Source organism: Acidobacteriota bacterium, from assembly GCA_029861955.1.
Classification (GTDB): domain Bacteria; phylum Acidobacteriota; class Polarisedimenticolia; order Polarisedimenticolales; family Polarisedimenticolaceae; genus JAOTYK01.
Genome location: JAOTYK010000007.1, coordinates 124,121 through 147,639 on the forward strand (window position 1 = coordinate 124,121; position 23,519 = coordinate 147,639).

Annotated in this window: 18 protein-coding genes, 1 tRNA gene and 1 pseudogene; 10 read left to right on the forward strand and 10 right to left on the reverse strand. The window is 59.5% G+C overall.

All coding sequences use genetic code 11. The features are described 5' to 3' along the window. Nucleotides 1-213 precede the first annotated feature (213 nt). Nucleotides 214-789, reverse strand: a complete 576-nt coding sequence (locus tag OES25_04945; GenBank protein MDH3626988.1) for a sigma-70 family RNA polymerase sigma factor — start codon at nt 787-789, stop codon at nt 214-216. A 197-nt stretch (nt 790-986) separates the two neighbouring features. On the opposite strand from OES25_04945, the gene OES25_04950 reads away from it, so the two are divergent. The 10 genes from OES25_04950 (at nt 987) to galE (ending at nt 14,498) form a co-directional block, all read left to right on the forward strand. Further along, nucleotides 987-2,726: an ABC transporter ATP-binding protein/permease gene (locus tag OES25_04950; protein MDH3626989.1), complete on the forward strand. Its 1,740-nt coding sequence runs from the start codon at nt 987-989 to the stop codon at nt 2,724-2,726. Beyond that, complete coding sequence (locus tag OES25_04955; GenBank protein MDH3626990.1) at nt 2,723-3,739, forward strand: sulfotransferase; 1,017 nt, start codon at nt 2,723-2,725, stop codon at nt 3,737-3,739. The genes OES25_04950 and OES25_04955 overlap by 4 nt, the downstream gene beginning before the upstream one ends. Beyond that, nucleotides 3,736-4,977, forward strand: coding sequence for a glycosyltransferase (locus OES25_04960; protein MDH3626991.1), 1,242 nt, complete (start codon nt 3,736-3,738; stop codon nt 4,975-4,977). Before OES25_04955 ends, OES25_04960 begins: the two co-directional genes overlap by 4 nt. 89 nt (nt 4,978-5,066) lie before the next feature. Further along, nucleotides 5,067-6,101 (forward strand): glycosyltransferase, encoded by a 1,035-nt coding sequence (locus OES25_04965; protein ID MDH3626992.1) that lies wholly within the window; start codon nt 5,067-5,069, stop codon nt 6,099-6,101. Then, nucleotides 6,098-7,429: an aminoglycoside phosphotransferase family protein gene (locus OES25_04970; protein MDH3626993.1), complete on the forward strand. Its 1,332-nt coding sequence runs from the start codon at nt 6,098-6,100 to the stop codon at nt 7,427-7,429. Before OES25_04965 ends, OES25_04970 begins: the two co-directional genes overlap by 4 nt. Continuing rightward, entirely contained in the window at nt 7,426-8,511 is a 1,086-nt protein-coding gene (locus OES25_04975) for a phosphotransferase (GenBank protein ID MDH3626994.1), read from the forward strand. The genes OES25_04970 and OES25_04975 overlap by 4 nt, the downstream gene beginning before the upstream one ends. A gap of 430 nt (nt 8,512-8,941) precedes the next feature. After that, nucleotides 8,942-9,811: a hypothetical protein gene (locus tag OES25_04980; GenBank protein ID MDH3626995.1), complete on the forward strand. Its 870-nt coding sequence runs from the start codon at nt 8,942-8,944 to the stop codon at nt 9,809-9,811. After that, nucleotides 9,808-11,571 (forward strand): alginate export family protein, encoded by a 1,764-nt coding sequence (locus OES25_04985; protein ID MDH3626996.1) that lies wholly within the window; start codon nt 9,808-9,810, stop codon nt 11,569-11,571. The genes OES25_04980 and OES25_04985 overlap by 4 nt, the downstream gene beginning before the upstream one ends. Before the next feature lie 9 nt (nt 11,572-11,580). Next, nucleotides 11,581-13,470, forward strand: a complete 1,890-nt coding sequence (locus OES25_04990; GenBank protein ID MDH3626997.1) for an IPT/TIG domain-containing protein — start codon at nt 11,581-11,583, stop codon at nt 13,468-13,470. A 2-nt stretch (nt 13,471-13,472) separates the two neighbouring features. Continuing rightward, on the forward strand, nt 13,473-14,498 hold the full coding sequence (gene galE, locus OES25_04995) for a UDP-glucose 4-epimerase GalE (GenBank protein MDH3626998.1): 1,026 nt from the start codon (nt 13,473-13,475) through the stop codon (nt 14,496-14,498). Between the two features lie 16 nt (nt 14,499-14,514). Here galE and OES25_05000 read toward each other — a convergent pair whose 3' ends face one another. The 9 genes and pseudogenes from OES25_05000 to OES25_05040 form a co-directional block, all read right to left on the reverse strand. Next, complete coding sequence (locus tag OES25_05000) at nt 14,515-15,249, reverse strand: carboxypeptidase-like regulatory domain-containing protein (protein ID MDH3626999.1); 735 nt, start codon at nt 15,247-15,249, stop codon at nt 14,515-14,517. A 69-nt stretch (nt 15,250-15,318) separates the two neighbouring features. Next, nucleotides 15,319-15,395: transfer RNA gene (locus tag OES25_05005), tRNA-Val, on the reverse strand. A gap of 116 nt (nt 15,396-15,511) precedes the next feature. Then, nucleotides 15,512-17,479, reverse strand: a complete 1,968-nt coding sequence (locus OES25_05010) for a tetratricopeptide repeat protein (protein MDH3627000.1) — start codon at nt 17,477-17,479, stop codon at nt 15,512-15,514. A 3-nt stretch (nt 17,480-17,482) separates the two neighbouring features. Continuing rightward, nucleotides 17,483-18,475, reverse strand: coding sequence for a flippase-like domain-containing protein (locus OES25_05015; GenBank protein ID MDH3627001.1), 993 nt, complete (start codon nt 18,473-18,475; stop codon nt 17,483-17,485). Next, entirely contained in the window at nt 18,475-19,074 is a 600-nt protein-coding gene (locus OES25_05020) for an acyltransferase (protein ID MDH3627002.1), read from the reverse strand. The genes OES25_05015 and OES25_05020 overlap by 1 nt, the downstream gene beginning before the upstream one ends. Nucleotides 19,075-19,109: 35 nt before the next feature. Next, nucleotides 19,110-20,066 (reverse strand): glycosyltransferase family 2 protein, encoded by a 957-nt coding sequence (locus tag OES25_05025; protein ID MDH3627003.1) that lies wholly within the window; start codon nt 20,064-20,066, stop codon nt 19,110-19,112. Further along, complete coding sequence (locus OES25_05030; protein MDH3627004.1) at nt 20,059-21,624, reverse strand: Gfo/Idh/MocA family oxidoreductase; 1,566 nt, start codon at nt 21,622-21,624, stop codon at nt 20,059-20,061. Before OES25_05030 ends, OES25_05025 begins: the two co-directional genes overlap by 8 nt. Then, a complete protein-coding gene (locus OES25_05035; protein MDH3627005.1) occupies nt 21,621-21,938 on the reverse strand; it encodes a hypothetical protein in 318 nt (105 codons plus the stop codon). The genes OES25_05030 and OES25_05035 overlap by 4 nt, the downstream gene beginning before the upstream one ends. A 1,126-nt stretch (nt 21,939-23,064) precedes the next feature. After that, a pseudogene (locus tag OES25_05040) lies at nt 23,065-23,519 on the reverse strand (hypothetical protein).

Consider the following 23,519-nt stretch of genomic DNA (forward strand, 5'->3'; position numbering starts at 1 on the left):
TCTTTCTTGAGACGTCGGCGTAACGTTCTGGCATTCGGCAACGCAGCATCCCGTGGCTCATGTAGGTGCTCGCCCTTGAGTGCCCTGGCAACCCAACGTTCCCAATTGTCCCGACTCATGTTCTCCACCCCCACTCACCAGACCGCGCAGATTCGCGGCTGATGCGTATCCAGTAGACAACGATGACAGGGCTGAAATACATCAATTGCTCTCTCACGGCTCCTCTCCACCGAGGTCGTCATAGATACGCCGTAACTTGTCGAGACACCGAGCCCGAGTAGGACCCAGACTTCCGATGGGCCGATCCATTATTTGTGAGATCGTTTCGTAGGTTTTTGGTGGATCGTCCAGGTACAGTGCCCCCAGTAAGGTTTGACAGGTCGGATCCATTTGCTCGAACGCCAACGAAAGCGTGTGCTCGCAAGCAACTTCGTGGAGATCCGCCGCCAGGTCAGGAGGAGCCTCGCCCGGTTCTTCCGTCACTTCGTCGTCGAGTGAACGCCAACGTTTGCCCGTCCGCAGGGCCGTCTGGCAGGTATTCCGCGTGGTGACGGCGATCCACGCCCCAAGGGATCCTGCGCTGCGCAGCGATCCAATGTGACGAAAGAGTTTAAGAGCAACGACCTGCAAGACTTCCTCGGCCTCATCAACCGACATCCGGTAGGTCAAAGGAATCGAGAAAATCAATCGGCGATAGCGTTGGAGCAATAGACCCCAAGCCGCGTCATCTCCTTCGACGCATGCTCGAACAAGGGCCTCATCGTCGATCTTTGCGGAACTAGAGGACACGTTGGGCAACCTCTGGGCGACTGAAAACGCCATTATGCGGAGCAAATTATACAACGGCGGCGATTACAAGAACCTCTTGACGTATCACGCCCACCTTCGTGTCGTCTGTTAATGGCGCATGAGTCAGATCGTGCAACACGGGGGAGCGATTGGGACGGCCGAAGACCATACAGCAGTCCATTCCGAGGCTACACCACGTGCTGCGCCACTTCTGGCCGTGGATTCGCCAGGAACGACCCCTCATTGCCGGGTCGCTGACGGCACTTCTGCTTGGTGTCGTGCTAAGACTCGCCGAGCCCTGGCCATTGAAGTTCGTGCTGGACCTCGTTCTCGGTCAGACGTCAGACGGGCCGAATTCGATGACCGTATTGACGTTGGCCGCCGTATCCGTTATCGCGGTGACAGTTCTACGCGCGTTCTGCGATTACCACCAGAAGGTCGGCTTCGCCAAGATCGGCAATCGTGTGCTGCGGCGCGTGCGCACTCATCTCTACAAGCACCTTCAGACGTTATCGCTCTCGTTTCACACCGGGGCACGGAATGGCGATCTGTTGATCCGTGCCACAAGGGATGTAGGTTTACTCAGAGACGTAACGTCCACGGCACTGTTGCCAATGCTGGCAAGTCTCCTCGTGCTAATCGGCATGCTCACCGTCGTCCTCTACCTGCAATGGCAGTTGGCTTTGCTTGCCGCGGCAACAGTTCCGTTCTTCGTATTCTCGACAACACGTCTTTCCAGTGGCATCCATCAGGCGGCTCGCAAACAACGTACACGCGAAGGCGCGATGGCATCTACCGCGTCCGAATCGCTCCACGCCATTCGTGATGTACAGGCCTTGTCTTTACAAGACACGTTCACCGGAGAGTTTGCCAACCGGAATGCGCAGAGTCAGAAAGAGGATCTCAAGGCAGCGCGACTGTCGGCTCAACTAGGTCGATCGGTCGACGTACTCGGAGCCATCGCAACCGCTCTTGTGCTGTGGTACGGGGCGGTGCTCGTGATGCGTCAGCAGATGACTGCCGGTGACTTCATCGTCTTTCTGACCTATCTCAAGCGTGCCTTCAAGCCAGCCAGAGATTTTGCGAAACACGCGGGACGGCTAGCGAAGGCAACCGCCGCCGGCGAGCGAGTAATGGCCGTTCTGCAGACAGATCCCGAAGTTAGGGATCGACCTGACGCCATAGTGGCCTCGCCGTTTGAAGGCCACATCGAATTCCGCGACGTCTCTTTTGGCTATGCGCCCGATAGCCCTGAAATAATTCGCGGTCTCAGTTTTTCCATCGCCTCGGGAAGCGAAATTGCGATTACCGGTCCCTCCGGGAGCGGCAAGTCCACGATCGTAAGTTTGCTGTTGCGGCTCTATGACCCGACATCAGGCTCCGTGATGGTCGACGGTCGTGACGTGAGCGAATACTCGGTGTTCTCGCTGCGCTCCCAGATCGGGGTCGTGCTGCAGGACGCGGCGTTGTTTTCCGGAACCGTCGCCGACAACATCTCTGTTGGATCGACCGGTGTATCACGCCAGTCAATCGAGTGGGCTGCGGGGATAGCTAACGCTGATGAATTCATTGGGTCACTTCCGCAGGGATACGATTCGCTAATTGGGGAGCGGGGTGCGACACTCTCGCGGGGTCAGCGCCAGCGTATCGCCATCGCTCGAGCCGTCCTGCGTCGCACGCCGATTCTTATCCTCGATGAACCTACTACCGGACTCGATCATCGCAGTGCACACCTAGTCAGCGAGGCTCTCGCTAAGTTGCCGCGAGACATGACGCGAGTCATCGTCACCCATGACACCGCTGTTGCCGATCAAGCTGATGTCGTTCTGCACATCGAGTCCGACCATAGTTTCGAATTCGATACGCCGACCGCGCTGCGTGAACTTCGCGGAGCATTTCATCGACTGCACGCGGTCGGCATGACTGGAGGAGAATGATAGTGCGTCAGCATTCAGGGACAGGACATAACCCTTTCTGCTTTGTTGTCGGGTGCCCCCGATCGGGTACCACGCTGCTACAGCGGATGCTCGATCATCACCCCGATCTTGCGGTCGCCAATGACACCCACTTCGTTCCCCGGGCGCTCGAAAAGACGGCCCCGCATCTCGCGGACCGAGCGATCAGCGGTGATCCTGTGCCCCTTACGCAAGCGTTAATCGATGCCGTAGTGGGCTACCGTCGTTTTTATCGTCTGGGGCTTGACGAGCGGTTGGGTCGAGAACTTGCACTGAAACAGGACGATTACGCCGGATATTCCAGTGCGCTCTACGACCGTTTCGCCGCTAATGAGGGCAAGTCACTGGGTGGCGAAAAGACTCCGGATTACGTGCGTCGATTGCCACTGTTGTTCGGACTGTTTCCTTCCACACGGGTCGTCCACATTATTCGCGATGGTCGCGACGTAGCGTTATCGACGCTTGACTGGGCGACGGCTAGTAAAGGACCAGGGAAACTTGGATTGTGGAACAGCGAGCCATTGGCAACCTGTGCGCTGTGGTGGCGTTGGCAGGTCCTGGAAGGCAGGGGCGCAGGACATATGCAGTCCGCGCGATATTCCGAGGTTCGCTACGCACAACTGGTCGAACAACCTGAATTAGAGCTGCAACGCCTCTGTGAATTCCTCGGTCTATCAATGAGCAGCGAAATGCTGGCCTACCACGTTGGGCGGACTCGAACGGATCGCGGTTCGGCGAAAGGCAACTGGTTACCCCCCACCAGTGGACTTCGGGACTGGCGCAATCAAATGAGTCAGCAGGACGTGGCACTCTTCGAATTACTGGCCGGCGACCTGCTCGAGGAACTTGGATTCGAGCGAGCGCACTACCGGACCGACTCGAACATTGAGCGACGTGCTGTCGCTTGCCGTGAATGGTGGAGTCGTTTTCTAGAGCGGCGCGAACGGAAACGTAAACGGCGCAGTGCACGAGCGCTGACGGGAGTAGCACCATGAACGCCCCGCTTCGTGTGGGCTACATCCTGAAAATGTTCCCGCGGCTGTCCGAAACGTTCGTCATGAACGAATTGTTGGAGCTCGAGCGGCAGGGCGCTGACGTATCCGTATTCAGCCTGATGCACCCCGGAGACGGACGATTTCATGGACGGCTCTCCGACCTGCGTTTGACCGCGAAGTACTATACGTCGCAGAAGCCCGAATCGTACTGGGACGCGATTCACCGGCTCCCCCCGGAACTCACGACGCCATTCGAACGTTGGCACCATGCGATCGGTTTTCTGCGACGTTACGAAACGCCTCGAGATCTCGAATTCCTGCTACGAGCGTTGATGATCGCGAGCGAGGTGCGAGCCCGAGGCATTCAACATCTTCACGCGCACTTCGCGACGATCTCCACGCGGATGGCGACGGTCGTTGGAATGCTGACGGGTGTACCGTTTTCTTTCACTGCCCACGCAAAGGATATTTTTCGCGATACGGTGAACCGCGATCTGTTTTCTGAAATGGTTCGGCGCAGTGCGTTCTGCGTAACAGTCAGCGACTTCAACCGTGCGTTCATACTGGAACACACGCCTAACATCGATGCCAGCAAGGTACATCGGCTATACAACGGTGTGGACCTAACGCAACTAACGTCCACGGAAGACTCGCGTTCCGACGACGTTCCTCACATCGTCAGTGTGGGACGACTCGTACCAAAGAAGGGATTCGACGATCTGCTTCGTGCGCTTCGTCGCGTCAAGGACGATGGCATTCGCTTTTGCGTGACGATTGCCGGTGGCGGGGACGAGTGGGATCGTTTACACGCGATACGAACAGAATTGGATCTGGAAGACGAAGTCTCGATGCCAGGGGCACTTCCTCACGAGCGTGTCATTGATCTTTTGCGCGAAGCGGATCTGATTGCTCTGGCGTGCGTGCCCGATGCCGACGGCAATATGGACGCCTTGCCGACCGTATTACTCGAGGCGCTGGCTCTCGGGGTCCCGATTGTTTCCACTCGGCTGACGGGTATCCCCGAGATCGTCGATGACGAGACGGGAGTCCTCGTTACCCCGGGTGACGTTGCCGCCCTTGCTCGCGCTATTCGTTCTGTGGTCGAGAGAAGTCGCGAGCATACAGGAATGCAGGATTCTTGTCGCGCACGAGCCGGGCAACTGTTCGACCTATCGCTAAACGTCGCTGAACTTCACGGGCGATTCCGTCGCAACGCGCGAGTACAGGTATCCACGTGATGCGCTTCACCTACATCTGTGCGGATCCCGGAATTCCGTTGCCCGGGACGAAAGGCGCTTCGATCCATGTGGCCAGCGTCTGTCGGGCAATGCGAGATACCGGCCTGCTAGGAGATATTCGGACTGCTCGACCCGAGGCGAAGAGTCTATGCGGTTTTCCGCTGAGTTCATTGGAATCAACCACTCCCCGACCCGATTTCATCTATGAGCGTTACAGCCTCTGGCATACAGCCGGCGGTGAGCTCGCAACACACCACGGCGTGCCCTTCATCCTGGAGGTCAACAGCCCACTACCGTTGGAAGCCACTCGTCATCGGGGGCTGCGCCAGGGGGCGTCTGCGAGGAAGGTCGCCAGGACGCTCATGCGACGCGCCGATGGCATCGTCTGCGTGTCAAGTGAAGTCGCCGCCTGGGTCAAGCAGCAACGTGGGCATGGCGACAGGGTATGGGTCATTCCCAACGGTGTGGATCCGAAGATCTTCTCCCCGATTGCCGCGCGCAATCCGCCTGCAGATTGGCCAGCCGGCTGGGGTGTACTTGATGAGCCGATCGTCGCATTTGCCGGATCGTTCAAACCCTGGCATGGACTCGATAGCTTGATCGAGGCCTTCGCATTGTTCATTCAACATCATTCTCCAAGCGCGCGATTGCTGTGTGTCGGCGACGGCCCTCAACGAGAGCCTTTCATGTCGCGTGCGATGGAATTGGGAGTATCGAGTCGCGTTCATATCACCGGTGCGGTGTCGCAACCGGAGGTCGCCCGTTGGTTGGCCCGCGCCGCCATAGCCGTGGCTCCGTACCCTGCACTGGACGATTTTTATTTCTCGCCGCTAAAGCTCTACGAGTTTCTCGGCCTTGGAATCCCGACCGTTGCCGGCGAGATTGGCCAGATCGTAGATGTATTGGGCGCAGGCGAGAGAGGCTGGATTTATCCCGCCGGAGATACGGCAGCACTGGCCACGATGCTGGGCCAAGTGCTGGATGAACCGCTCGAGGCTCGTCAGCGAGCTCTGGCAGGACTCAAGTGGGTACTGGCGAAGGCGACATGGGCCGAGCGCGTACGAGAGATCCTGAGCCGCATTGATGAACTGTCATCTACTGCACAACGACGAACCGCGCCATGAGCTCGATCCGGGTACCCCCCAACACTCTGCCCGGCCTCGCCCCCTTGCTTTCGGGGAAGCTTTGGCAACGGTGGGTCAAACGTGGGCAACTGTTCCCGATCCAGGAGCTACACGAGTCGGTGCGCTACGTGCGCCTCAAGCCGACGACATCCTGTCGAGTGGTTATCTTCGCAAACGACGAATCCACCGAGGGTCTTCCGCTGGGGTTTCTGTTGCATCTCTACGCCGATCGTGCTCGAGCTATCGAGGCTTTTCGCAAGGTCCGTGTTCCGAAGAGTGCTGTCAATACTCTGCGTTTTGCCCCCTTCCTGGACGAGCAACACGCAGTGGTTGCGGCACCGTTCCCATTCGACCCGGAGTTACCCGCGCTACGCCACGCCTACCGAACCTTTCGTTTGAAATCCGCACTGAGCGGCCTTCTCCCACACTTGCTCCGTGGGTCGTGGCGCTTCAGTAAGAGCCAGACGCGGATGGAACTTTTGGCCTACAAGCCGGGCCGACGGGCGGTATTCCGCACGACGGTTCATCTTGAACGCCAGCAACCGGCTGACGTTCGGCGCTTGTCGTTGCACGTCAAGGTTGAACATACCTCAACCGTTGCGAACAGTTATCGGAAGCTACTCGCATTGCACGGAGCCTCTCCGGACGGTGGAGACTGGAGCGTACCCAGACCGCTGGGCATGGTCGAGGAACGCGGGCTCGTCGCCAGCGCCTGGGGGCACGGACGACCTCTGATCGAGCTACTCACCGATCCATCGACGGACACGACTATTCCGCTGGCGTCAATCGGCCGTGCCCTCGCGGGATTCCATAGACTGACAGTCGACCTTAGCGAACCACACACTACTCTCGATCCTGGACAGATCATTAGTCTCTCACGAGATATCGCGGAGTTGCTCCCTGGCGAAACGACGCGCCTCGCTTCCCTCGGTAAACGACTGGCCACTCTCGCGATCGGTTGGAGTGGCTCGACAGCCGGTGTCGTCCACGGTGACTTTCACATCGGTCAGGTGGTCGTCGGCAGCCAGCGCATACTTCTTGTTGATCTGGATCGTGCCGGAGTTGGCCATCCCGTTGTTGACCTGGGGTCATTTCTCGCATCTCTCGTCGAGGCGGGAGTCGATGCTGCGGGGCGGGAAGCATTTCTTGACGGCTATCGGCAGGAGACTTCGGACACACTAGATGCCGACCTTCTACGGGCCGCCACCGCCGCTGCACTGTTCAGACGGGTCACCGTGCCGTTACGACAGCTTCATCCCGCGTGGCCCGATCGGATTCGAGAACGTCTCGATCTGATCGAACAATTCGTAGGTACGGTGACCTCGTGAACGTCCCATGGACCGAGTCATTGACACCCGCGCTGGCAAAGATGACCGCAGGGCGGGACTGGGATCGCGTGCAAGAAGCAGCCTGCGGTGATTGGCTTTTGCTCTCGCCGGTCGGATCTGGCGATTCGTGCTGGTATCAGGTAGAGAACGGTATGGACCGTCCGCGGGCACTGTCTCCGCTCGAGGATCCGGAATTGCCCGTTCTGCGTCAGGTCGTTGATCGTTGGTTGAGGCGAGGACGAGAGTTTCGCCTGCTCGCGTGGCGCATCGGGCGACGGGCTGTATTTCGACTTTCGCGTGGACAGTCGAGTCGGATCTGCAAACTTTATCGACGCGAGCGGCACACACTCACACGCTGGCAAGTAACGGCCGAAATCAACAACGATCGCTGGCGTGCACCCAACGTTCTCGCGTGGGATCCCTCGTTGCGTCGCCTCGATATCGAGTTTCTACCTGGTACGTCGCTCAATACGCGTTGGCTCGCCGGTAGGGCTGAGTTCGGAGACGGAGTACACATCGCCTCGTTGCTAGACTGGCTCGCCGGTTGCCCGGTTCCGCGGGGGTTTCCGGTCTATGAAGTCGAAGACGAGGTCCTGCTGCTTCAACGACGACTCGCGGAATATCAGCGAACGCTTGCCGCCCCCCCTGCTCGAACTGGCGAGACCGTAAGTCGAGTCATCAGAGCGCTCCGTGAGCTAACTCCCGTGCCGAACAGCCTCTGTCATCGCGACCTGCACGACAAGCAAATTCTTCTCGACGGTGATCGGGGTGGGCTGATCGATTTCGACCTTGCGGCGGCCGGGCATCCCGCCCTTGATGCGGGAAATATTCTGGCTCACCTACGTCTACGTGCAATGAAGGGCGCCCAGATCCCCTGGCGCGACATCGTCAGCACGATTGTCGATAACGCAACTCCAACTCGAAGTCACAGCCTTGCGCTTCGCGTCTGGACTGCTTCTGCGCTCATGAGACTTACGCTGATCTACGCGCGACGACGACGTCCACCGGAACTGCTCGAAGCACTGGAGACTTCGACCCGAGCCGCGCTCGAAGGTCGCGGTGAGTGGAACGAGCTTGTCTAACCTGGGTATCAGCCGTCTCCTCGCGTCATTGGGCACCCGTGTATCACGGTGGGCACGAATGCGTCTATTGAATCGAGAGGCGAGATCGATGCGAATCATGCTCTACAGTCCAGACTCCTACGGCCTCGGCCATATTCGGCGCTCGATATCGATCGCGAATACGGTACTGAAGCGGGCCCCACAGGCTTCCGGGCTGATTGTGACCGGTGCCCCACGCGCACACATGCTGAATTATCCGGAATCCTGTGACTACGTGAAGCTTCCCTCAATGACAAAGGATGGCGAAGGCCAATACATCAGTCGCGAACTTCAAATGTCTGCGGAAACCACGGTTAACTTTCGGGCCGGGATGATCCGTCTCTCCGCTGCGAATTTTAAACCCACGGTACTGGTGGTTGATCATTCCCCCCTCGGATTGGGCGGTGAGATCGTGCCAACACTGCAGCATCTGGAATCCCGGCATCCTGAAACGCTGCGGGTGCTCGGTCTGCGCGATGTGATCGACGAGCCACGACGGGTTCGAGCCAAGTGGCGACGGGATGGCGTAATCGAAGCACTGGATCGGTATTACGACCTGATTCTCGTCTATGGGCAACGCGATCTGTTCGACCCGATCGAGGCCTATCAGATTCCGGATAATGTCGCACGCAAGATGGTGTTCGTCGGCTACTTGCCTAGAAACGGACAACACACCGACCCTCGGCAGCTACATACTCGTTATGCATCGCGGACCGGAAGCCTTGTCGTCGTCGCGCTCGGCGGCGGCGGCGACGGCGATGTGTTGTTACGCGCCTTCGTGCGGGGCTATAAGCAACTCGGCCCGGAACCGCCCTTCGATGCGGTCGCCGTTACCGGCCCTCTGATGAGTCCACGCAAGCGTGCTGCATTCAGAAGTACGGCGCAGCACCAACTCGGGTTGACTGTACTGGAACACACTCCTGACATGCCCGACCTTATTGAGGCTGCAGACTTCACGGTTTCAATGGGCGGATACAACACGATCTGTGAACTGGCCTGTGCTGGTGCGCGCTCGTTGATAGTCCCGCGTAGTAAACCGCGCCGCGAGCAACTCCTGCGTGCCCGGTTACTCGCCCAACGAGGGGTTCTGGACTACTTCGACGATTCGACTCCCGAGCCCTCCAGGTTGATGCGACATATATCTGAGGGTCTTCTGGCAGCACGACCGACGGTCGGCTGGGGACTTGATTTCGACGGACTTCAGAGAGTTGCGGATCAACTCGTCGATCGTGACCGCACGATTCGTCGTCGGGTACCCGCCCGAGTCGCCGCGGGCCGATGATGCGATCACTGTTTGCGGTGCCTGCAGTCGCCATTTCGATCCTCGCGGGATCATTGATGTTCCCTATTCTCGCCGCTGATCAGCCCCTGGCGAAAGGTAGCTGGATCGGTGTTAAGGGAGAATTTGATACCCGGCACTTCGAGGCCCAGGAAATCGAACGACTCGATGACCGCACGGCCGGTATCAAGGGTCGATTGGATGGTTTCGATGCGGAATACGGGTTGATTCGATTTGGAACTCTCACCCTGAACATCGACGATCGCACACGACTGCGTGGTATCGACAACGAGCAACTCACAGCCGTTGCGTTTGCGACGGGCCAGCGGGTTAGAGCCTCCATCGTGATCATGGATGATGGTTCGCTGCGTGTCCGACGACTACGTCGACTCGACGATTCTTCATCGGATCGGATCACGATCGAAGGTCCGGTTCAATTTGTATCGCAACAGGAAGGGCAAACGGTACTCGGGTTACTCGGGGTGGATGTTCGGGCCGGACGGCGCGCAAGTTGGGACGGTATCGCCCGGCCACGCAGCCTCATCGATGACGATGACGTGCGACCGATTCGCGGCATGATTCTCGGCCGATTCGGACGGTTGTCGGGAGAAGTACGCTTTGACTACAAGCACAGGGACAACCTTGATCTGACAGACCAGATTGATGACGGGAGCGATACGGGACGACTGCGAGCTCGCGTCGAGTGGATCCTCCCGGCGACTCGGCGTATGTCCGGAATGCTTCAACTCAAGGCCGAGAGCGAACGGGAACTCGAAGACGGAGCTGACGATTTCTCAGACGACAGCGACGTTACTCTCGGTCGTGCTTACATCACGATGCATGGACTGGCCAATGGCCGTGGTTCGGTGCAGCTCGGTCGGTCGCGTTTTGATGACGCACGTGATTGGCTGTTCAATCGAGACATGGACGCGGCACGCGTCTTTTTCGACTTCACGCGAGTGCGACTCGAAGCTTCCGTCTTTGAGGAACTCATCGACGCGGTTCCGAGACACCGTGATATCGGCAACTTACACCTGGCGATGACGGTTTATCCAGGGCGACGGCACGAACTGTCAGCCTACCTACTCGATCGCAATGATCGTTTCGTAACCGCGAGTGGTCGAGTGCGGGACTTTAGTCCACGCTTGCTCGGCATCCGTGCCGCAGGAGAGGGCAAGCACGTCTGGAGTTACTGGCTGGACACCGCCCTCGCCAGGGGCTCCATGGATAGCACGGAGTTGGACGGCTGGGCGCTCGATGTTGGCGGCACGTTGGTCGCTCGGCTCAAGGGTGAACCGTCCTTGACCCTGGGATATGCCATCGGTAGCGGTGACGAGGACCCGTTCGATAACGTGGACCAAACATTTCGACAATCGGGCCTGCAACTCAACAACGGAAAGTGGAACGGCGTCTCGAGTTTTAGGTATTACGGCGAAGCCTTGCGTCCGGAATTGGCGAACCTTTCCATTTCGACAATCGGATTCGGTCTAAGACCGAAACGTAAGACTTCCATAGATTTGATCTATCACCGTTATCGACTTGACACACCTGCCGCTGAACTAGTGAACGCCACCTTTGATGATCGCCGGCTGAACCTGATCGATCTGGATATCGGCGAAGAGTGGGACCTCGTCGTTGGCTTTGAGGAATTGCGACATTTCGAATTCGAACTGGATCTTGGCTACTTCGAGCCGGGCGATGCGTTTCTGGGGCCTACAGACTCTTCCGCGGTGGTCCGCCTGAAGCTGAAGTACCTGTTCTGAGGAGAATCCATGAATCTCTCAATCCTAATACTACTACCGGCATTACTCTTGCTGGCTATTGCCGGGGCGACTCATGCAACCGTCGTGAGCGGCCAGGTCACCCAGGCCGGTGGTAGCGGAATCGCCAACGTCGACCTCGACTTCATAGATCGCGACACCAACGAAAGTCTTCCGCTCACGAATGACGACACCGACGTACTGGGCTTTTATGCCGTCAGCGTGCCTCCCGGTGATTATGACATCCGTTTCAAGCCCGCGGCTGGCGTGCGCTTCGTCCCCGTCGAGTTGCGTAACGAACGAGTCGAGGGGGGCTCCATCACTATCAATCAGCAGCTTCAGAGCGGTTGGTTCGTCAGCGGACGAGTTCTGGATCAGGGTTTGATTCCGGTGACTTCGCTGGACATTGATGTGATCGACACGATCGACGACGGACCGCTCTACGTCACACCGGACAATACCGATCAGTCGGGAAATTTTTCTTTCGTCGTGCCCACAACGAATATTGATATCGAATTTGAGCCGACCATCGGAACGGGGCTTGTTGCGAAGCTGATGCGTGGACTTTGGATCTCGACAGATACGAATATCGGGGATGTCACACTTGTGCAAGGCGTGCACCTCAGCGGGCTGGTCCATGACAGCCTGGGATCACCGATTGAGGCGGTGCAGGTGCAAACTCTCGACCCACTCGATGGCACGGAAATCTTCAATATTCGCAACAATACCGATCCCGTCGGTAACTACGACCTTGTCGTGGCGCCGGGCAACCTCGATCTGTTGTTGATCCCACCGCGGGGCGCCACGGTACAGCCGCGTTTCGTCGCCGGTATCGTGGATCTGAATGCAGACCGCTTCTTACCGACGATCGTTCTTGACGTTGGCTCACTGGCAACCGGCCTCGTCACCGCCGCGGGATCGCCGGTGGAGTCGATTGACCTGGACTTCGAGTCCACTCTTTCCGGGAGCGAAGCGTTCACGCCAAGAGACAATACCGACGCCGATGGTCTATACGCTATCGCTGTTCCGGCGGGGATCTACGATATCGAATTTAGTCCGCCATCTCCCACCGGACTTGCTCCGACAAGACTATCTGGCGTCGACTTAACGACAAGCGCGGTTCTACCGACGGTACAACTCCAGCCCGCGCACACGGTGAGTGGCGTCGTGCAGAATGGTTCTGCGGTCGGGTTGGTTGGTTTAGATCTCGACTTCCTGGCAATTCCCGGTGGCAACGAAGCGCCAGTCTCATTGGACACGACAGGCATTTCGGGAATGTTTGCTTCGGTCATCGCAGCGGGTACCTACGATGTGCGAGTCAATCCCATCGCCGGATCTGGTCTAGGACAGACCACGATCGCGAACGTAGTTGTCGCTGGCTCGGTCGACCTGGGCACAATCACGCTGCCGGCAGCAACGAACGCTTCCCCGCTGTCGGTGACTCCGAACCTGGGCAGTACAGTCGGCGGAACGACGGTCACCGTCAGTGGCAGCAACTTTGCGCCGGGGGTCAAGGTGTCCGTAGGCGGTCAATCATTGACGGAAATCGTTCTATTAAACAGTACAGCCGTGACGGGTGTGACTCCTCCGCACCCCGTTGCGACCGTCGATCTGACCGTCACCAATCCCGGCTCGACGACCATGGCTCTCCATGCCGGGTTTTCATTCACTCAGGTATTGGAAGATCCGCTCCTCGTGGTCTCGCGAATCGGGCCACTGCTGACCGACATCCAGTTGACCTGGAGTAACACAGGTCGGCCGACCTACACGATCTTCCGCTCCACCAACCCAGGGATTTATTCTGACGCCGAGGTGCTAGATAAACGAACGGATTTCTCCTTACGGGATGACGGCGCGGCGGCGCCCAATGCCCCCAATCTCTTATTCTATGAGGTTCAGTAGTCATGGCGAAGGTACTTGTCACGGGAGGTGCCGGATACATCGGTTGTCATCTCGTTCAACTGCTCAAAGACAGCGGCCATACTCCGGTTGTGCTAGATGATCTTTCAACCGGACATCACGAAGCTCTCGGTGGCGTGAGACTGATCGAGGCGGACTTCGCCGACTCGCAGGTCCTGAACCAACTGCTTGGCGATGAACGATTCGACGCCGTGGCCCACCTCGCCGCAACCAGCGAGGTCGGACCCTCATTTGAGAATCCGGCAGGTTACTACGCAAACAATTTCGAACGTGGACTTCGTTTACTTGAAGCGGTGATCCGTCACGACGTTCGCGGATTCTTGTTTTCCAGCAGCGCTGCGGTCTATGGCGAGCCGCAACGGACACCCATTGACGAGGATCACCCGACGATCCCGACGAATCCGTATGGCGAAACAAAGCTCGCATTCGAACGAGCGTTGCATTGGTATCATCAGGCGTACGGATTACGTTTTGCCTCACTGCGTTTTTTTAACGCTGCCGGGGCTCACGAATCAGGCGATATCGGCGAGGACCACTCACCGGAATCACATCTGATCCCACGACTCTTACTGACGGCACTACATGGCGGCGAAACGGTACCGATATTTGGCGACGACTATCCGACCCGCGATGGCACCTGTATCCGGGACTATATTCATGTCGAGGATCTGGCTGCAGCACACCTGGCGGCTCTCGGTGCTCTCGAGTGCGACGGACCCAACCCGGGTAACATAAACCTGGGCGGGCAACATGGATACACCGTCAAGGAAGTGATCCGTACGGTCGAGGAGATCACGGGCTGCAACATTTCGGTGAGCCCGGCTCCTCGTAGAGCCGGCGACCCTGCAACGCTAGTCGCGTCGTCGGAACGGGCTGGACGTTTACTGAACTGGAAGCCCACTCATGGATCGTTGCGAGAGATCGTCGCGTCGGCGTGGCGCTGGCACTCTGGCCATCCGGAGGGGTATCAGCGACGATTTGACGCCACTCCGACCGCCGCACGGCTTTAGCGTCGTGATAGAACGGCTAGCGCAGTAGGTCCGTCGGCGGGATCGGTCGCTCCGGCGGCATCAATTCGTTGGGCGTCGGCACGTAGCCCGGCGGTTGAGAGACCAGGCCGATTTGAAGTTCGGTCGTTCCTTCGACTTCGAGCATCGTCGATAGCCAGAGGAATCCCGCACCGCGTACATTCAGCCGCCAGGGTCCCGGCGCCAGCTCTTCCATCCGAAACTGACCCGCCTCGTCGGTCCGTACGGTTCGCGGTCCGTAGCTTCCGTCGGGACGCACGACCCTTACATAGACCTCGCTCAGCGGTTTCCCGTCGGTATCCGCCACCGTCGCATCGAGGGTTGCGGGTCCGTTTTCTGTGCTGGCGTTGGTCGCCGACTGCGCTGTGTCGGAAGTCGCGCCGGGCTTCATCGTGATCTCGACCACGGCACGAAACGGATACTTGATCTGGATATCGTTCTTGATGACGGTCTCCAACCCCTGGCGTCGAAGGGTCATGACGTAATCGCCATTGGGCAGACCGCCGACGCGGAACTTGCCCGATTGGTCGGTGGAGGTCAGATAGAGGCGATGGTCCGTCGCGGGATCCATGACACGCACGGTGGCACCCGTGACCGGGTTTCTGCGGTCCAGCTGGACGGTGCCCTGTAGACGACTGACGCGGTACTTGTCGTCGTCGGTGGGGACGTCCTCGGCCACGACGGGCGAGACGATCAGGACCGCCGTGGCAACCAGGAATGACAATCGTCTCAAGACCCGCTCCTTCACGCCCCTGCCGATACAACCGTCATTATACGTGGAGGATTCCCGGCTGCGCGAAGATGGTGGGCGGTACTGGATTCGAACCAGTGACCCCCTGCGTGTAAAGCAGGTGCTCTAACCAGCTGAGCTAACCGCCCGGGTGTCTCGATCAACTCTAGTCGCAGACAAAGTAGTCGGTGGACGCTTGGGGTTCAAGTAGGATGAGTGGAGGCAATACGTCGCACCCAGGATTCCTTGATACGGTCGAACCCACCTACCGTGCGGCCTTGCTCTGCTGGGCCCAGGCCAGATTCGCCTTGGCGCGGCCAAAGTCGGGGTCGATCTCCAGGGCCGTCTCGCACGACTCGATCGCCCGATCGTACTCGCCGAGCTGGACCAGCGCACTGCACATGTTGTTGTAGGCGATGACCGACCGCGGATTCAGTTCAAGCGCCTGCCGGCAGGCCTCGATGCTTTCCTCGTAGCGCCCAGCTTGGTAGTAGCTCAGGCTGAGGTTGGCGTAGTTCTGCGCGCTCGGTTCCTCGCCCGCCTTGCGTGCCAGACTCTCGATGTCCGATTCTGCGGCTTGAGTCGCCCGCGCCGCCACCTGGCTCAACATCGCTTGGATTTTGACGTGTCGCGGGCTCAACGCGAGACCCGCCTCGAGGTGCCGCTTGGCCTCCACGAATCTGCGCTGTTCCTTGAGCCAGCGGGCGTAGAAGTAATACGCTTCCGGATTGGTGCGGCCGTGGCTGAGACCGTTCCGAAAGTGCTGTTCCGCTTCTTCCTGCTTTCCCATCGCCGATTTCACCACGCCCAGGTTGATGTGCAGGTACGAGTAGTGGGGCACGAACGCGAGGGCTCGTTGATAGTGGTCCAGCGCCAACTCATACCTGCCCAGCCGCATCTGAGTCAAACCGTAGTTCATCAATCCTCGTCCGTTGCGCGGGCTCTTCAGCGTCACGTCGAGCCACAACTTCTCCGGGGAGCTCCAGACGTCGTTTCGACGGTGCGTCCCGTAGGCATGGCCCGCGATCACGACGCAGAACAGCGCCACGATCGCAGGCTTGAGCCAGCGCGTGCTCAGGATCGTCGACTCGTACCTGCCCAGCACCAGGCCGGCGCCCCAGCTCACAGCCATGGCCAGTCCGACATACGGAAAGAACGTGCGGTGGTCGTTGGCTATCTGATAGAGCGGGACGACGCTCGACGTCGGTGCCAACGCCACGAAGAACCACAGGATGCCGTAGGCGATCGGCCTCGTCTTGACCCTGACCATTGCCGAGACGGCCACCCACAGCACAATCAGGACCGCACCGAATCCGAGGAGGATTCGCCGATCGAGAAAGCCCTCGATCACGGTAAAGTCCGGATCGGCGCTCAGTCGGACGGGCACCGCGAAATTCCCCAGATAGTGGGTCATCACATAGAGCTGGGTCGCCGCGTAGTCCACGCGACTGACAGTCTGGTTGCTTGATACCGTCGTCTCGGGAGTCATGTAGGCCTGGTTGAAGGCGAACAGCGCAAGCGCCAGGACGAACGCCGGCGCGCTCTTGCGCAGTGCGCGACCGATTCTCGCCCACGCACCGACGCGATGCCCTGAATCCTCGAGGGTCCCCTCCTCGAAGAACAGGATGTAAAGGAACAGTAGCGGAGCGAACATCACTCCCGTCTGCTTGGTCAAGATGCCGACGACCATGGTCAGCAGGTAGAGGTGGAACCTGCGCGCCCACCGATTTTGATACAGCACGAGCGAGGCCACGATACACAGCGTCGAGAACGAGTCTGTTCTGGCTCCGATGTAGTTGAGCGTCTCTGCGTTGGCGGCGTGCAGCCCGTAAAACCCGGTCCCGAACAGAGCCAGCCACGGATTGTGCCGGTGCGGGCGGCAATGATCGAAGATCGTCCGAAACATGACGAACATCAGCAGCAGTTGAACGACATAGCACGAGAACATCGACAGGTGAAAGTAGAACGGATCGAGCCCGTTCCCGAGCCGGTAATCGATGGCGTTCAGCATCGTCGACACCGGGCGGTATGCCCGATTCGCGGGAAGCGAGCTCGACGTCGTTGCGTCGGTGAAGAAACTGGGGATGTTGCGGATGTCCGCGATGTACCCGTTGCTGACAATGGTGTGGGTATCGTCGAAACGAAAGCCGTTGTTGAAGTGGTTGGAGTAGGCCACGAGAAGCACCGTGGCAAGCAGCACTCCGGCCAAAAACACCTTTGCCCTATCCGGCATCGACTACTCCGGTTCCACTCGGCGATGGTCGCGCTCCACGTCACGGGTCACGCGGCGAACCCCATCGAACGACTCTTTAGTGTTCCGGCGGGCGGAAGGCGGAGCGCTTCGACTTCGCAACTCGTGCCGATTGGCGACGAGGCCTAACACGAAAAACGCACTCTCCCCAACCAGAAACCAGAGCCTAGATGCGACCGCGATGGTCGTGGCTTCAGGTAGCGGAAGCCCCGCTAGCTTGAGGTAGGCTGTCAGGATTCCTTCCCGGATACCGAGCCCCCCCGGGGCGAAGATGGCAATGATCCCAAGCGTGCCGGCGAGTGGAAACGCGAGCCCTGTTGCCATTCCCTGGTCAATGCCCGATAGACCTGAAACGAAACAGGAAAAGCCTATGGCCCACGTAGTCCAGTACCCGAGAAACCATGGCAGCAGCTTGCAGGTCTCGCTGATCTTGAGCCTCGGTAAGCTGATGGACCTTTTCAGGAAGGTCTTCAGCAACCGTTCCGCAGTCTGATGCCCCCATGGGCTGAATACGACCACGGAGAGACTAATCCACGAGAAGAGCAGCAGCCATCCGAACAGCTGAACTCCGCCAATCGCCATCAGCCCGAACGTTCCAAGAACTAGCCCAACCCATAGGCCGATGAACTGATCATTGAGAGAAATGGCGGATAATGTCGCAAGAGACTCCCCCCTTCGTTGAGCGATGTAGGCGGCGCGGCCCAGGATCATCCACAACTTGCCTGGGATGTACTTGCCGAAGATAGACAGTCCCATGGAGGCCACGCATTCGCCCGGTGAGCTGTCAACGCCGGATCTCGACAGAATCCTGTTCCACGCCAAAGCGCCGCCTAGGAAGCCGCCAACCAAGAACACGAAGGATGCGCTCAGTAAGCCAAACGATCGCACCTTGGGCACGACGAGAAAATCATGGCGCCACAGGTACCAGCAAAGAAACAGCAAGGATGCATAGACGAATAGCCTGAAGCGCTTCGACATCAGACGTTGTCGTAGCTCTTGCCCTGGTAGGGCCCCTTCTCCTTGATTACTTGGCACGGCGCTCCTCCCGCAATTGAGTTGGGGGGGATGTCTCGATTCACGCAGGAATTTGAGGCGACGACAACATTATCACCGATCCGAACACCTGGTAGGACGACCGTGTTCATCCCTATCCAGACATTGTCTCCAATCGTGATCGGTGCCGTCGGCGCCCAACGGTCGTAGTCGTCGAGGTCGTGATTCGCACTAATGAGACCAACACCTGGCCCCATTCGAAAGTTGTTCCCGATGATGATTCCGTTGCGCGCTTGCACGTAACCTCCGCCGCTCAGACCAACAGGCGAGTTGTCTCCAACCGTGATGTTCTTCGGATAGAGGATGCGTGACGTGAAATGTACTGGCCAGGGCACTCTCCCGTTGATTCGCAGCACCTTCTGAAACAGAAAGCAGTACAGCAAGACATACCAGGTGACGCCGCGCGCCTTCGGATAGAACCACCGCAGCCAGAAGAAGAGGAACTCGAGTCTTTCCATCGCACCAAGCCGGCGACGGAGCGCCTCGTAAGCATCTCCGCCGCTCTCCGTATCCTTCGACTTCATCCATACCTCACCACGTACAGCCCAGGCGCCGCTAGCTAGTCGCCCTTGAGGTCCTTGTTGGCCTCCATGTCGAAGAGCATCGCGAACAGCAGCGACTGGAATCCCAGCGTGGAGCAGAACAGGATCGCCAGCGCGGTGATCGGCGGAACCGACCCGAACGCGATCCACAGCACGATCAGGCGGATCACCAGAAGCCCGTCCAGAAACAGCAGCGTGGCCCCGAAGAAATAGAACAGGATCAACGGGTGGAAATCGCGGATGACGTACTTCTGTATCATGCGATAGAAGAACAGTCGCAGCAGCAGCATCGGAATGGTGAAGAACACCTTGCCGATGCGGATTCCCGACTTCTCGCCGATGTTGTACACCGGCTTGACGTACACGTCGCGCACCCGGAAGTCGTAGACGTTCAGCTTGACCAGCATGTCGTTGGGCATGCCGTAGCGCTTGAAGATCTTGTCCAGATCGAGGGTCTTCAGCGTGCGCAACGAGGCCACCGTGTAGCCGGCCTGACTGTCCGCAATATGCCAGTAGCCCGAGACGATCTTGGTCAATAACGACAGGCCCGAGTTCCCCAGGTAGCGCACCTTGGGGATCATGTGCCAGGCCCGGCCGTAGAACAACCGGTTGCCCTTGGTGTAATCGGACTTGTCTTGGACGATCGGGTCGAGGAGTGCCGGCAGATCGTCGGGATCCATCTGGGCGTCGCCGGCCATCACCGCCGTCATCTCCAGCTCGTGGTCCCGGGCCCACCTGTACCCCGCGGCGATGGACCCGCCGACGCCTTGATTCTCGGCGAGGTCGATCAGCACGACCCGATCGGGGAGCCTGGCCACATAGCCCCGCACCACCTCGGCCGTCCTGTCGTCGCTCTTGTCATTGACCACGATGATCTTGTCGACGTAGTCCGGCATCGTCTCGATCGTGCGACCGATAAGAAGCTCTTCGTTGTGGGCCGGCACGACAACGCCGACCGTCTTGCCTTCATACATTTGGCGTCAGCAGTCCTTCACGAAGCCCGTAGCCTCGATCGCATTTGGAACAAATCACCTCGTCGTCGAACCCGGGCAGGATCTGACCGCATTCGCAGGCCCATCCGCTGCGTACCGCGGGAACTCCGAGCATCACCGCATAATCCGGGACGTCCTTGGTCACCACCGCCCCCGCGCCGATGAACGCATGTCGCCCGATCGTGTTGCCGCAGACGATCGTCGCATTGGCGCCGATCGAGGCTCCTTCCTGGACCAGCGTCTTGCGGTAAAACTCGGAGCCGCACTGCGGATACTTGCTCCGGGGGTCGATCACGTTGCTGAACACCATCGACGGTCCACAGAACACGTAGTCCTCCAGCTCGACGCCCTCGTAGACCGAGACGTTGTTCTGGATCTTGACCTGATTTCCGATGCTCACCTTGCTGCCCACATTCACATTCTGCCCGATCGTGCAGTCGCGTCCGATCCTGGTTTGCGACTGCACGTGCGAGAAGTGCCAGATCTTGGTGCCCTCGCCTATTTCGACGCCTTCGTCGACGTAGCTGGATGGGTGGACGAAATAGTCGTGACCGGCACCCTTGTCCAGCGTTGCGTCGTTCTGGGTCACCAGACTCTCCGATGCCTTCTCCAGGATTTCCAGCACGTCCTGCGCGTTCTGGCCGTCGGACATCTCCACGGGCGTGCCGTCGAGGTGGGCCACGAAGTAACTCAGTTCCTCGGTCAACGGCATCCTGGCGTCGTAGGGTACGGTCTCCGTCGGCCCCTCGCGTTTGATCGGCGCCCCGCGGACCCAGTCGATACCCTTCTCGTGGAACCGGATCTCCTTGCTCTCCGAAGAGTCCTCGAAGGACAGCATGCCCTTGGAACCGATGACCACCAGCCGATGCTCCTTGAACGGGTGCAGCCAGCTGACGAAGATGTGGCCCACGACGTTGTCGGGGTAGGTCAGCACGGTCATCGTCGAGTCGTGCAGATGCGGCTGGACGAAGGCACCGCCACGAGAGACGACCTCTCGCGGCATCTCGCCGATGAAGTACTGGAACAGCGAGATGTCGTGCGGTGCGAAGCTCCACAGGATGTTCTCCTCGGTGCGCACCGCTCCGAGATTCAGCCTGTTGCTGTAGAGGTAGGCGAGCTTGCCGATCTTCCCGCCGTCGATCAGGTCCTTGATCTTGCGCATGGCGGGGTGGAACAGCATCACGTGGCCGACCATCAGGTTGACCTGCCGTTGCCGGGCCAGGGTCTTCAGTTCTCGCGCGTGTTCGCTGGTCAGGGCGATCGGTTTTTCCACCAGCACCGGGCGCCCGCGCTCGATGATCTCTCGGGCTATGGCGTAGTGTGTTTCGGCCGGAGTGGCCACGGTGAAGCCGTCGAACGCCTCGTCGAACGCGGCGCTCAGATCGGCGAAGATCTTCACGCCGGGGTAGGCCTGTGCAAGCTCCTCTCGCGTTACCCGATTGGCCTCGACGATCCCGCCCAGGCATCCCAGACCGGCCAGCGTGCGGATGTGGTTCATTCCCCAACGGCCGGCGCCGACCACGCACACGCGTCTAGTCATAGAAGGCTCCGAGCTTCTCGACGACTCGGTCCTGCATCTCCGCGAGTCAGTTCGGGGTAGATCGGCAGGGCGATCGTGTGCCGGGCCGCATGCTCACTCACCGGAAAGTCGCCTGTGGAGTAGCCCAGCTCGGGGTCGTTGGTTACGACCATGCCGACATCGAGAGCCGTCAGTGCCACGAGCAATGCGTCGGCTCCCGACGAGACCCCGATCCCGAACTCGCCGCCGGTGTAGCGCGTCGAGCCGACGACCTCGTGGATCGCCTCGATGAGCTCGGTTCCGATGGCATTCAGCTGCGGGCGCAGGTCCAACATTGGCACTCTCATGGTGCGGCCCTTCGTACCTCGACACGTTGTCCGGGCGTCCGGTCCGAAAACTCGAGGTCGGCTCCCGCCGATCCTGTTGCGGCCGGAGGCCGATACCGGAAACCGTCCGATGTGGAACGCCCCAGTATAGCGGATCCGCTCGCCGGAGTCGGACGTTATCGACGTGCCCTAACTCGCGGAGCCGAGCACCGGGTTGGCGTTTCCGCTGGCGACGGCGTTGGGCATCGTCGCGGGTGCGGGCCTTTTGCGTAGTCAGACGCCGTCGTCAATCCGGCCCGTACGCCTGAAGCGGCTGGAGGCTCTCCAGTGGCGCTGTCGTTTCCTCGGCCACACGCAAGCTCAGCAGCGCTGCGTCACGGAAGTTCGTCGCGGACACTGCCGTCAACGATCCTAGCGAGTGGGTCTGGCGGCGAGGTTCCAGTTCATGAAACGACGGATCGGGCTCGACGTCGGGTAGGAGCCCGTAGCCGGTTCGGCGTGGAGCCGCCGGCTTGTCGATGAGGCGCTGCGCGAGCTCCGGGTTCTCACGCTCTGCGCGGGCGATTAGATGTTCTCGGGCTTGCTCGAGGTCGGCAGCGAATCGATCGCGCCCGGCTCTTAGCTGGGTGAGGACACGTTGCCACGGCCTGCGGTTAATAGACTGTGGATCCTCGGAAGCCGCGGGCTCGGAAAACGCCCAATTCGACGGCCCGGTAGTAGCCAGCAGGCAGACGAGGGCCAGCGTTGCAGCCGCTAGAGGAGACCGCAGGCCGCTATCTCTGCCTTCTCACCCATGAGGCGACGATTCTAGCGAAACGCACGGAACCAGATCGGTTCGTAACCTTCCTCGCGGGTGTGGCTCGTCGTTTTTGCCCGCGCTGAGCGCGTTACCTCATGGCGTACAGATCGCACATACGGTGACCGAACCGGCTGCCGACGTTCCGGTCAGGTTGACGAAATCACACTGCCACGCACCTGCCGACACTGCTGTGGCTTTTTCGGTGAACAGCGCCCAGTTCTTGTCGGTGTTTGTGCAGTACCCACCCGTAACGTATTTGGATGTGCAAGCCGTGGACTGGAGCGTTGCCGCCGCATGGGCGCTCAACAATGATCCTGATCCGCCAGTAGGTGTCCCGGAGGAGAACGAAAATGCCGTTGCGCAAGCGAGCGACGTGTTCGACGGGCCGGTCGGGCCGGTCGGGCCGGTGGCGCCTGCTGCGCCGGCAGCACCAGCGGCACCGTCATTTCCGTCAGCACCGGTCGGGCCAGTTGGACCGATCGCGCCGGCAGCACCAGCAGCGCCGTCGTTTCCGTCAGCACCGGTCGGCCCGGTAGCGCCTACTGCGCCGGCAGCACCAGCAGCGCCGTCGTTTCCGTCAGCACCGGTCGGGCCAGTTGGACCGATCGCGCCGGCAGCACCAGCAGCGCCGTCGTTTCCATCGGCACCGGTCGGGCCAGTTGGACCGATCGCACCGGCAGCACCAGCAGCGCCGTCGTTTCCATCAGCACCGGTCGGCCCGGTAGCGCCTACTGCGCCGGCAGCACCAGCAGCGCCGTCGTTTCCATCGGCACCGGTCGGGCCAGTTGGAC